At 61.8% G+C, this 12,063-nt stretch carries 10 protein-coding genes; 2 read left to right on the plus strand and 8 right to left on the minus strand.

What is annotated here, in order from left to right; translation table 11 throughout:
• Positions 1-161: 161 nt before the first annotated feature.
• Positions 162-1,043 (plus strand): alpha/beta fold hydrolase, encoded by an 882-nt coding sequence (locus tag MFF62_RS11340; protein ID WP_238263198.1) that lies wholly within the window; start codon positions 162-164, stop codon positions 1,041-1,043.
• A 708-nt stretch (positions 1,044-1,751) separates the two neighbouring features.
• Here the strand turns inward: MFF62_RS11340 and MFF62_RS11345 are convergent.
• The 5 genes from MFF62_RS11345 to MFF62_RS11365 all read right to left on the minus strand — a co-directional run bounded on the left by MFF62_RS11345 (position 1,752) and on the right by MFF62_RS11365 (position 7,746).
• Entirely contained in the window at positions 1,752-2,369 is a 618-nt protein-coding gene (locus MFF62_RS11345) for a nitroreductase family protein (RefSeq protein ID WP_238263200.1), read from the minus strand.
• A gap of 601 nt (positions 2,370-2,970) precedes the next feature.
• The gene (locus MFF62_RS11350) at positions 2,971-3,558 is read right to left on the minus strand and encodes a TetR/AcrR family transcriptional regulator (protein ID WP_238263202.1); all 588 of its coding nucleotides are present in this window, start codon (positions 3,556-3,558) and stop codon (positions 2,971-2,973) included.
• Between the two features lie 45 nt (positions 3,559-3,603).
• Positions 3,604-4,641, minus strand: a complete 1,038-nt coding sequence (locus MFF62_RS11355) for an HlyD family secretion protein (protein WP_238263203.1) — start codon at positions 4,639-4,641, stop codon at positions 3,604-3,606.
• The gene (locus tag MFF62_RS11360) at positions 4,638-6,194 is read right to left on the minus strand and encodes an MFS transporter (protein ID WP_238263205.1); all 1,557 of its coding nucleotides are present in this window, start codon (positions 6,192-6,194) and stop codon (positions 4,638-4,640) included. The genes MFF62_RS11355 and MFF62_RS11360 overlap by 4 nt, the downstream gene beginning before the upstream one ends.
• Before the next feature lie 16 nt (positions 6,195-6,210).
• Positions 6,211-7,746, minus strand: coding sequence for an efflux transporter outer membrane subunit (locus MFF62_RS11365; protein ID WP_238263207.1), 1,536 nt, complete (start codon positions 7,744-7,746; stop codon positions 6,211-6,213).
• Positions 7,747-8,112: 366 nt separating this feature from the next.
• Between MFF62_RS11365 and MFF62_RS11370 the strand changes: the two genes are divergently transcribed.
• On the plus strand, positions 8,113-8,586 hold the full coding sequence (locus tag MFF62_RS11370; protein ID WP_238263209.1) for an excisionase family DNA-binding protein: 474 nt from the start codon (positions 8,113-8,115) through the stop codon (positions 8,584-8,586).
• A 530-nt stretch (positions 8,587-9,116) separates the two neighbouring features.
• On the opposite strand, the gene MFF62_RS11375 is transcribed toward MFF62_RS11370, so the two are convergent.
• The 3 genes from MFF62_RS11375 to MFF62_RS11385 form a co-directional block, all read right to left on the minus strand.
• Positions 9,117-9,515, minus strand: a complete 399-nt coding sequence (locus tag MFF62_RS11375) for a type II toxin-antitoxin system VapC family toxin (protein WP_238263211.1) — start codon at positions 9,513-9,515, stop codon at positions 9,117-9,119.
• Positions 9,516-9,541: 26 nt separating this feature from the next.
• Positions 9,542-9,754 carry an antitoxin gene (locus MFF62_RS11380; protein WP_238263214.1) on the minus strand — a complete coding sequence of 71 codons (213 nt, stop codon included), beginning with the start codon at positions 9,752-9,754 and terminating at the stop codon, positions 9,542-9,544.
• 467 nt (positions 9,755-10,221) lie between these two features.
• Positions 10,222-11,727 (minus strand): aminotransferase class V-fold PLP-dependent enzyme, encoded by a 1,506-nt coding sequence (locus MFF62_RS11385; RefSeq protein WP_238263215.1) that lies wholly within the window; start codon positions 11,725-11,727, stop codon positions 10,222-10,224.
• Positions 11,728-12,063: the final 336 nt, after the last annotated feature.

Below are 12,063 nucleotides of genomic sequence, written 5' to 3' on the forward strand. Positions count from 1 at the left end.
CGTAATTTTATCACGATCGTCACAAAAATCCGTTGCCGATTTTATAACGATCGTCATAGAATTCGCGCAGCCGATGCTGATCGTGGCTTCGACCACGGAACTCAGAGGCTCGCGACACCGCTTCGCCAATCCCCAACTAGAAACAAAACTGGAGTACGCAGATGAGTAAGCATGCCTACGTAGACGGAATTCACTCCTTCCCGGCTGTGATGCAGACAAGGACGATAGAAACCAACGGTACGTCCATCCATGTACGGGTCGGTGGTCATGGCCCAGCGGTCGTCATGCTGCACGGCTTTGGGACGACGGGCGACATGTGGGGGCATCTGGCGAGCGCACTCATCGAAGACCACATGGTTATCGTGCCCGACCTGCGTGGGTTGGGTCTCTCGTCGAAGCCTGCTGGTGGCTATGACAAGAAGAATCAGGCGGCGGACGTGGTGGGCGTCATGGACGCCTTGGGTGTGCGTTCGGCCGAAATGGTGACGCACGACATCGGCATCATGGTCGGCTTCGCAGTTGCAGCCACCCACCGAGAGCGCGTGAGCCGATGGGTCGCGATCGATGCACCGCTACCCGGGGTCGGATCCTGGGATCGGATCACGCAGGACCCGGCCATGTGGCACTTTGGTTTTGGCGGCCAGGACATGGAGCGTCTGGTCGCCGGCCGAGAGCGCATCTATCTCGACCGCTTCTGGAACGAACTTTCCCGGAACCCGAAGCGGTTTGACGAAGAGAAGCGTGAGCATTATGCGGCGCTCTATGCGCAACCCGGCGCGATGCGAGCTAGCTTTGCCCAGTTCCTGGCATTCAGCCAGGATGCGGCCGACAACCGGATGCTCCTTGCACAGGGCAAGCTTCAGATGCCGGTCCTAGCCCTGGGTGGTGAATCGACTTTTGGCCCGATGATCGGCTCAGTCATTCGGTGTGCAGCCGATAACGTCGAAGATGCAATTATCCCGGATTGCGGGCACTGGATCACGGAAGAGCAGCCGCAGGCGACGACAGACCTGGTCGTCGAGTTCCTGCACCGTCGTTCGTGACCTAGCTAGTGTTGCGTAGTGCGCCGCTGCGCCAATCGATGAGATGGCGACAGCGGCGCCTGGCAAGAAGCGCCGCGCTCGCTGGCGCTTCGGCGTTAGGCGGCGAAGGGCCGTTTGCAACAGTCTTTTCTGGATCGGCAAGAGCCCTTGCCGACGTCAACTTCTAATGGTTCTGGCAATCGGCTCGGCATCACGAAGGTCAGCATTCAGCACCGGTAACGGCTTGGCCTACCGCGCCCATCAACGCTGTGTGCCTCACAACACATTCTTCAAGCCGATCATAATGCGGTCGATGTCGTGCTTTATCGACGCAAACATAGGCTAGTGCAGCCTAGGGCGTGCATTATGCGTTTGACATGGCGATCCGGCGAACCGGCTATGACGAAGCGGAATCGGTCCTCATCCCAGGACTGTCAGCCATGTGCGCACCAATTCTCGATGTCCAGAACGAGGCAATCGCGTGTCTGACGTTAATCGGCGCAAGTCCTGATGTCCGGCGCGTCAAGACAAAGGCAATCAGAGCGCTCGTCGAGGCAAGCGTGAGCATCTCGCGATCTTGCGGGAGCAACCTGTCGTTCGCTTCGTCATTGGCCCATCCGGCAACATAAGCCTGATCTCCTGCATTGCCGCTGGCCGTCTGCAAATGATTACGGGTGAGCTGGTACCGCCATTGTGAATAGCGGTACTTTGCAGCACCCCCTGCGGGATCTACGCAAAGTCCAGTACTTCTGCCAGCGAGCGGCGCGGCTTTTGCGGCCAGTTCTCGGGCAAGGCTGAGCCAACGGATAACAGCATGACGGGCACTTCGTCTTGGGCCAGCGCGAATTCCCGGACCACCGCGTCAGCGTCAAAGCCGATCATCGGCGACGAACCCAGGCCGAGCGCATGGGCTGCATAGATCAATGCGGTCGCGCCAATAGCGCCAGTGCGTACCGCCTCGTCCCGCTGCAGTTGCGGCTGCTCGAAATACAGGCCGCGCGCCGCGTCTTCGAACCCAATAGCGACCTTCGCCGGCATGATGCCTGCCTCCACAGCCGGCGCCAGGCGACCCGGGAGAACGCGATGATCGGCCAACTGGCCGCAGATGATGAAGGTAACGGCGGCATCGGTAATCTTGGCCTGGTCCCAGGCAACCGCTCGCAGCCGCGCCTTGGCTTCAGGCGTACGCACGGCGATGAAGCGCCAGTTCTGCATGTTGAAGGACGTCGGCGCCGTGGTCGCGACTTTTACCAATTCGCGGATCTGATCGTCGCTCACGGTAAAGGCACTGTCATACAGACTGATGGTACGACGGCTCACAAGGGATTCGATGATTGCGTTGGACATGGTGATTCCTAGGGTCGAAGGGCTCGATTGAGCTGATAGGGCGGCGGTCCGTTGTGATGGCATTGGCACGACGCAGTCCTCATCGTAGGAACTCCGCCGGTCTGACGGAAGATCCAGGAAGGTGCTCACAGTGTTGTCCGCGCCGCACCATTCCCATTCGATACGATTGCCCCGTGTATGCGACGCAGCCCGAGACCAGACCCGCCATTCTCCCTATGGAAGCGATCGAACATCCGAACTTAAAGCCATTCTGACTGGCCGGATTGCCAAAACTGCCCTGTACAACACGGGTGCATTGCTTATCGCGGGGCCATGCACTACAGCAGCACCGTCAGCACCTTGAACCGCATCGGCAGCGCGGCGGGTAGCGCGCCCGCCAGCAACAGGCTGGCCGAGTCGGGCTTCATATTTAAGCGGACTATTTAGTATCCGCGGCAACGTCAGTCCAGAGTTGTCGGCTTTCGGCAATGTGGTGGTTCGCATCGGACCAACCGGCAAACAGCCTTTAGGCCCCTAGCATTCCTGGGCCCAGCGCTCGTCCATGCCATTGACAACCGCAATGGGACGATTTCCATCGTCGAGCCGAAGCCACCAACCACGGTCAGATGCGCGCGGCTTTCAGCATCGACCGCAGTGACAAGCCGATCAGGTCGCCTGCCGACGGACCGGCGTGGAATTGCAGCGCGATCCCGAAAGTCAGCTCCATGACGAGCGCGCCCAGTTCCAGCGGCGTGGCGGGCGCGCGTCCGGCGGGAAAGATCCGCGTGACGATCATGCCGACCTTGTTCCACTGGTCGGTGAACATCCCGGTATGGCGCGCGGTCAGTGCCGCATCCTGCTTTGCGTGGCGGATCAGGTCCAGGATCAACGAGCGCGGACCCGGCTCACGTGACGTCTCGGTGGACCACTTGCAGATGGCGTCGATTAGCGCCTCGGGGTCGTCGATCCCCTGCACGGCCTGTTCAAGCTCGGCGGCATCACGAAAGCTCACGTCCTCCACGAACTGCAGGAAGATGTCTTCCTTCGACACGAAGTTCGAGTAGAACGCGCCCTTCGTGAAGCCCGCCTCCTCGACGATGCGATCGATCGTGGCGCCGCCCAGGCCGTCGCTCGCGAAGACCTTGCCCGCGGCGGCCAGCAGCTTTTCGCGCGTCAGCGCGCGGCTTTCCTGTCTTGTCAAACGTGCCATCGATGTCGAAGTTCCCGGACCTGCTGTTCGTCATGCTCCCGACGGTCACAAACGCACGTGCACGGTGGGAACCACGGACATGCCGATACGCAGGTCGCGCGCGGCAGCCTGGCCGCTGTCGATGCGGATCTTCACCGGCACGCGCTGCACCACCTTCGTAAAGTTGCCGGTGGCATTGTCCGGCGCGATCGGCGAGAACGCGATGCCGCTGGCGGGCGCGACACTCTCCACATGACCGCGCAACTCGATGCCCGGCAGCATGTCCACCGCGATTGTAACGGCTTGGCCGGCCCGCACGCGGCGCAACTGCGTCTCGCGGAAGTTCGCCTCGATGTATGCGTCCTTGAGCGGCACCACGGCCAGCAGCGGCGCGCCGACGTTGACATAGGCGCCCACGCGCAGCGTGCGATGCCCCACCATACCGCCGATGGGCGCGGTGATGCGCGTGTACGACAGGTTCAGGCGCGCGGCGTCCAGCGCGGCCATCGCCTTCTCCAGGCTGGCCTCGGCCTGCTTCTGCTGGGCCTGCAGCACGCCGGCCTGGTGCTGTGCGGCATCGCGCGCCGACGCATGCTCGGTACGGCGCGCCACGGCCACCTGCAACTGCGATTGCGACTGCTGCCGCTCCTGCACCGTGCCGGAACCGTCGACCGCCAGGTTGGCGTAGCGCCGCGCGTCGGCCTCGGCGAAAGTGATCGACGCGTTGTCGGCGGAAATCGCCGCGTCGCCCTGCCGGATCACGCTCACCTGCTGCTGTTGCGCCGCCTTCAGGCGCAGCAGGTCAGCACGCGCGTTGTTCACGTCCGCGGTGGCGCTGGCCACCGCCACCACGAAATCGCGGTCGTCGATGGTAGCCAGCAGCTGGCCCTGCTTCACTATCTGGTTGTCTTCCACCAGCACCTGGGCAATCTGGCCGGCGATGCGCGGCGCCACGAAGGTGGAGTCCGCGCGCACGTAGGCGTCGGTCGTGGATTGCGTGGCACCGCGACCCTCGTCGCGGAAGTAGAGATAGGCCGTTGCGGCAAGTGCGCAGCCAAGGACGGCCCAGACGGCGATCTTTGCGGGGCGGGGGAGCATCTTCATAAGTGGATAGGCTTGTGCACTTTGGGCGGAGCGATGTAGTGCAGGTTCAGGACGAAGGGCACCAGGGCCACCGCCAGCAGGCCCAGGACCAGATAGGCATCGGCGATCGACAGCACGAACGCCTGGTGCGTAATGCGCTCGGCAAGGTGGCGCAGGTGTTCCACGCCATCGGCATGCAAGCCCGCGCCGTCGGCGCGGATCGCGCGATCCAGCAGTACGTTGGCGTGCGTGTGTTCGCGCACCACGATCAGACGCTCGACGAAGGCTGCGCCGCTGACCGTGGCCAGCACGCGCAGTACGTTGACGATGCCGGACACGACCGGGCCTTCGCTCGGCTGCACCACGCTGGTGGCCAGGAACAGCGTGGAGACGACAGCCATCGGCTGGCCAATGGCCTGCAGTACCTGCACTGCGAAGAACTCCGGCGCCATCCACGCCGACGTCACGCGCGACGCGATCAGACACGACATCGCAATGCAAAGCAGGCCGCCCGCGAACATGTACCGTGCGTCCATCCAGCGCTTGTAGAGCAGGTACGACACGAACGGTCCGAGCACGAGTTGCGGCACGCCAACCGTGATGCCCAGCACCGCCACATACGGCGTGCGGAACGCGTGGATATGCGACAGGAACAGCGCCGGCAGCAGCGATCCCGACAGCAGAATCACCACCAGTGCGTAGAAGATCGAGAAGCCCAGCCCGAGATTGCGGCGTTCCAGCAGCTGCAGCTTGATGAAGGGCAGCGGGTGATACCACTCGGTGAGCAGGCATACGCACAGCAACGCACCGCCGGCGCCGAAGAACCAGCAGATCAGTGTGTCGTTGAACCAGTCGTAGCGTTCGCCCTGCGACAGTCCAAGCCCCAGCATCACCAGCCCGGCCAGGCCGGTGACCAGCCCGATCAGGTTGATCTGCCTGAACCGCCCCAGCATCACCGGGTCTTGCGGCACGCCCCACGCCACGGCCCATAGCGAGAAGGCGGCCAGCGGCAGAGCCTGCCAGTAGACAAGATGCCAGTTTCCCAGCGTATCGGTGTAGGTGGCCGACAGCCACGTAGCAACGTTTGGCGAGAACGTGGCTGTCATCGCGTACAGCGCCAGGCCATAGAGCCGCAGCGGCAGCGGAAAGAAGCGCAGGGCCGCGGCCATCAGCACGGGAATCAGCAGCCCGCCAAAGAAGCCCTGCAGCGCGCGCAGGCACAGCAGCACGGGCAAGCTCGGTGCGTAGGGCGTGAGCAGGCCCAGCAGCGTGAAGATCGCCACCGCCCCCAGGTGAAAGCGCCGCAGCGACAGCGTGACCGCGAACCACGTGGCAAACGGCATCGCGGCGAGTTCGCAGGCCGCGTAGACGCTGGTGATCCAGCTGCCTTCGTCGGCGCCCAGGCCGGCGGCGCCCTTGAGGTCTACCAGCGACAGACCGCCGATACGGTTGTTCATGCCCGACATCATTGCGGCCACGAACACGCCGAGCACGCCGATGAAGATCTGCGCGTTGAATGGATGGGGCCCCGCCGCCGCCTTGGGCGGGACGGCATGGACCGGAAGACTTGCCATGTCGATACCCTCCCCGCTATTGGACGGTGCTGGCCGGCGCGGGCGTCCAGCCGCCGCCAAGCACCTTGTAGAGCTTGACCATTGCCATCGATACATCGGTCCGGCTTTGCGTCAGCGCGTTCTCGGCGGCTAGCAGGTCGCGCTGGGCGATCAGAACGGCCAGGAATGTCGATGCGCCCTGCGCATAGCGCTGCTGCGCGGTGCGAAACGCGATGCGGTCGCTGTCCACAGCCACTCCAAGCTGTTCGTCACGTGCCTGCGCCGAGCGATACGCGGTCATCGCGTCGTCCACTTCGTGCCACGCGGTGAGCACGGTCTGCCGATAGCGGATCGCGATCTCCTGCTGGCGCGCCTTGGTCAGCGCGAGCGTGCCCATCAGGCGTCCGCCTTCGAAGATCGGCAGATGTAGCACCGGCCCCACCGCGAACTGTCGGGCGCTCCAGTCGCCGGCCTCGGTGAACTTCAGCGCCTGGAATCCGAAGCTGCCGGTCAGGCTGACGCTCGGATAAAAATTGGCCTTGGCCACGCCGATGGCAGCCGTTGCCGCATGCAGCTCGGCCTCGGCGCGCAGGATGTCGGGTCGACGGTGCGCGAGGTCGGACGACAAACCCACGGGCACCACCACGGGCGGCGCAGGGATACCGGCATCGCCGGCAAGTTCGTCGTCCAGCGCGTGCGGCGCCTGGCCCAGCAGCAGCGCCAGCGCATTCATCAATGCCGCGCGCCGGTGTTCCAGTTCAGGAACGGTGGCGGTAACGCGCGCAAGCTCCGCCTTGGCGCTGGCTGCGTCGTACCGGGTGGCCACACCCTGCTCTTCGCGACGGGTAGCCAGGCGCAGCGTGGCCTGGGCGATCTCCCGGTTCTTCTGGGCAATCGCCAGCGACGACTGCACGCCCCGCAACGCCAGGTAGGCACGGGCCACTTCGGCCGATACCAGCACGCGCACGGCTTCGCGGTCGTAGACGGTGGCATCGGTGGTGGCATTGGCCGACTCTTTGGCGCGTCGGACCTTGCCCCAGATATCAATCTCCCACGTGGCATCCACGCCGTATTGCCAGAGGCTGTACGGCGGCGAGCCCAGCTCGCCCTTCAGCGCGCTGGTGCCGAACGGGTCCGCACCATTGGCGGCGGTGCCACTCACGGCGCCCGAGGTGCCGGTGAGCTTGAGGATGCCATTCGGGCTGGCGCGCTCGCGCAGCCCCGAGCCGTTGGCCGAGAACGTCGGGTAGGCGTCGGCGCCCACCACGCGCAACCGCGCCCGGCTCTGCCCGATGCGCGCCTCAGCGGCCTGCAATTCAAGGTTCTGCTCCGCCACGCGCGACTCGAGCGATGTCAGCACCGGATCGTTGAACTGCTTCCACCAGTCCGCCTGCACTGCGCCGGCCGAGAAGCCGGCCGTGTCCGTGCCGCCGGCAGCGCTCAGCAATGCCGCAGGGGGCCGCATCGAAGGCGTTTCGAAATCGGGGCCGACGGCACAGCCGCCTAGCCCCGCAACGAGCGCGGCATTGACCAGCGCGAAACACACCATCCGCAAGCGCAACGTGACAGACATGCAATAGTCCACGAACCGAAGTGGGCCGAATCATATACCAAATAGTTTTCAAATACTATTCAGTATTTGTGCGGCGACCGCCAACATTACCCGCTGTAGTCCGCCGTGAAGGGACACCCCGCCGGCTCGCGGCCGTGGCCTGCCCGTCACTGGGTCGAGCGCAGTTCACGCCGATGGTGCCGGCGTCGCCTTATATGTGCTGCAATAGCAACAAAAATCGCATTTGTGACTAAAGCTTCGGTGGATGTTCACCGTACACCTACTGCACTTTTTTCACTTATTGCGTTTGTGGGCTAGGCTTGCTGTCGTAGATAGCGCAAGCCTAGCAATCGCAATTGCCGTGTTAAGCAGTGGGGAGAGAATCAAATGTCTGCGGTGAATCGATTGCGTGAGGTGATCCCTCCCGTAATGACCGAGCAAGAACTGGACATGGCGCGCACCGCCCAGCGCTGCATCATGGAGGCGTTGGACCATTCTCGTGCTGCCGCCATGACTTTGACGACGGATGCTGGTGAGCACCTCTCGGTCGATGTGCCTCCCGCAGCGTTGAAGCTGATTGGTCAGCTTCTCGGTGCATTAAGTGAAGGCCGCCCAATCACGTTGATGCCCGCGAAGCGTGAATTCAGCACGGTAGAGGCAGCTCACTTTCTCAATGTGTCCCGTCCGTTTGTCATTAAGGAAATTGAGCAAGGCAAGCTGCCGCACCGCATGGTAGGCACGCATCGTCGAATCGCCTTCGAAGACTTGGTTGCCTACGCCAAGGCGATGCGTGAAAGTCAATCTAGTGCGCTGGACCGCATGGCAGAGAACGCCCGAGAACTGGGGCTGGATTCCTTATAACCGGGTACGCGCGCTATACGGCGCTGCTCGATGCCTGTGTGCTCTATCCCATCGCCATAACCAATTCGCTAATGAGCTTGGCTGCCGCAGGGCTATTCGCGGCCAAGTAGACGCAGCGCATCGAGGATGAATGGATGCGCGCCCTAGAAGCGCAACGGCCTGACTTGAAAGGCCGCTTGACGATCCGTCGCGACGCAATGCGAGACACTGTACCGGACTGGGAGGTGCCCGAAGGTGCCTGGGCGCCGCTCATCGGAAACTACAGTCTGCCCGACCCTGACGGATAGGGTCTGAGTAACAGCAAAGTACGGTGCAAGAGGCGAGTCGATTCGCACCATGGTCCTGCGCAACATTCCGTTTAGACCCATTACCAATGGTCAGGTCTTGGAATGCGGGGCTGTCCTACATCGGCGAACTGGCTTGCCGCCTGGGGTAGCTACTCCGGTAAGTTGCAGGAAATCAAAGGGACTCCACAGGCGATGCCGCCGGCTACAGGAGTCGTCTCAGGTCACAGACTGTGCACAGCATTCCTAATGACCGCCGGCATGCCAGTCTTCGACCAGCAGCTGCGTCACACGGGAAAACTCGCGTACGTTGTGGGTCACAAGAATGAGGTTGCGCGCCCTCGCCTGTCCGGCAATCAATGTGTAAGGGCCGATCGGCGTACCAGCGGCCGCCAGTTGTGCACGAATCTCGCCTGCATGCTGGGCGTCCTCCAAATCAAATGGCACCACATCAAGCTGCAACGCTTCGATTCGCGCAAGGTTCGCCGCCGCGCGCTGGCTCTTGTAAGCCCCGTAGTACAAATCGTGAGCAACGATGGACGGCATCCCGAAGTCCGCCGGCAAATGCGTTCGCAGACGGGCAAGCATGTTGGGCTCGCCCTTGAGCATCGCGATCACCACGTTGGTATCGAGAAGATACTTCATTCAAAGACGTCCAGGCCAGGCCGCTCCTACTCCCCAGGCTGGGAGACTGCCGCTGCCTCGAAATCCGCATCGACTGGTCCGATCAGCGGTGATAGCCATGCCCAATCTTGCGGGACTGGTTCCAGGATAACCGCGGCGCCGTGTCGACGAATCCGCACTTCCGCACTGTCGAAACGGTAGTCCTTGGGCAAACGTACGGCTTGGGAGCCGCCATGGCGGAAGATTTTGGCAAATTTCATTTGTACTCCCTTTTTTGTATCTACAAAACGTAGATATCGAACAGACGCAAGCCCGCTGATTCAACCTTCCCGCACGCTTGCCTCCTCACGAGTTGCGAACGGGTTGCTCGCCCCGGTCCTTCCCAAGTAACGCCTCAAAGTTGGAAGAATGTTGTAACGACCGAAGAATTCGCTTGGCTTATCACGGTCCCCATGCAGGATCCGCTCGGCTGCGCGGGGCAGTCGACCTACAATCTGCTTCGAGGAGCACTACAGAGCATTGGACATTGCGGTGCTCAATACGCTTTCCTAGCAGGTTTTCGCGTCGTTGTCTGGTATGGCGATCCGATGCTACAGACTTTCTTGGTCGACTAATCGGCCAAGCCCGCGTAGTGATGTATGCATCACTTAATCTGCATAACGGCATTTAAGGCCCGGATCGGGCTGCCCCGACTCCTTTGCTTCATCTGGGGCGTGGGGCGCGGCGCTCAACCTTGGCTGCTGCTTCCTAGTTTCCACAGCGACTCCGACCGGGTACCCGTGCGGCAATATGCGAGGACGGGCTTTGGCAGCTCGGCCAACAATAATTCGAAGGCTGCCGCTTCGTTCAAGGTGATACGCCCCGATTCCATGGGCATGTAGTGCGCGACCATTCCAAGTGAGCGGGCAATCTCTGCAACCTCTGCGAAGGCAATCTGATCTGCAGACTCTCCATCGTGACGGTTACAGACAATGGAGCGAAAACCGTTCGTATGTGCGATCCGTACGTCAGCGCGGTCTATCTGTGCCGCGACGCTCAGATCATTCGACAGATACTTGATCTGCAATGCCTGCGGACTTGTTCCCGCTTCCTGACAATTTTCGATGGCAAGGTGGAAGCACTCCACTGCAAAATCCACATCATCCTCCGTCGTGAAGCGCCCAAGACTCAACCGAACTGTACGTTGCGCGGCGTCTTCAGCGAGGCCAAGGCCGGTGAGCACGTGAGACACCTTGCCAGCCGCCGAATTGCAGGCAGACGTCGAGGAGATCGCGATATCGTCGGTCAGCATGGACGGGAGGAAATTGGGCAGAGCCACCGTCAGACTCAGCGTGTGCGGGATACGGTCTGTGCGACTGGCGTTTTGGGTGACGACGCCCGACGCGCCCACACCATTCAGCAAACGCTCGCTCAGTTGCACGATGCGCTGGTTGTCCGACGCCATTTCGGCGCGCGCCAACTCACAAGCCAATCCCATCCCGACAATCTGGTGCGTGGGAAGCGTTCCAGACCTCAAACCCTGCTCATGTCCGCCGCCGTGCATCTGGCAAGCAATACGCGGCGTAACCTCGCGGCTCACATAGAGCGCGCCAATGCCTTTCGGGCCATAGAACTTGTGTGCTGACAGGGACAACAGGTCAATGCCCATCGCCTTGACATCAATCTCAGTCTTCCCTGCCGCTTGTGCTGCATCCACGTGCAGCAGCGCGCCAGCGGCGTGAACAACCCGCGAGATCTCGGCAATGTTGGTGAGAGTCCCAAGTTCATTGTTGACCATCATCAGTGAAACCAGTCCCGTGGTGTTGCTGCAAGCCGCTTCGACGGCAGCCAGGGAAATCTCGCCTGACGGGCTAGGCGAGAGATAGGTCACTGAGCCGCCAAGTCGCTCGAGGTGTTGCGCCGTATCCAGAATCGCCTTGTGCTCGAGCTTGCTGGTCACAAGATGGCGGCGACTCTGCTCGTCCTCGAAGAAACCCTTCAGCGCCAGGTTGTTCGACTCGGTCGCACCTGACGTCCAGACAATCTCCGACGGGTCTGCGCCAATGAGTCCCGCGACCTGGGCTCGCCCTTGTTCGACGAGGTCCTTGGCTTTTAGCCCCGCAGCGTGAGAGTTCGACGCAGGGTTCCCGAAGACGCCGGAGACTCCCATGCAGTGAAACATCGCCTCCATGACACGCGGGTCGGCTGGCGTTGTGGCGGCGTAATCGAAGTAGCGGGGGGCGTCCGTGCGCATTGTTCCATCCATCCTTGCGAAGGAGAGAAATGCTACGACGAATGCTCTAGAACTTCTTTCTAAGTCTCACCCTAAGAGGTGAAGAGAATAGTATGCACTTCTACTTTTCAGTTAATTATGAGAATTTTATTCTATCCATCTGACAAAACCTGCGCTCGGATCTCCACCGCCGTGCGGCAGCTTGCGTAGAAACGGGCTAGGAGGCACGGGGATGCCAGCATAGTTCGGCGGGCAGGCAGTACTGGAGCCTAGAAACTCGCGAGACCCGGCGGGGTAACCAAAGGTCGCACCCTGGAAGGCGACCAGGCCGAAATGACCTGTGCGGCGCCCTACGGG

This window comes from Cupriavidus pauculus (assembly GCF_022179805.1).
Classification (GTDB): Bacteria; Pseudomonadota; Gammaproteobacteria; order Burkholderiales; family Burkholderiaceae; genus Cupriavidus; species Cupriavidus pauculus_E.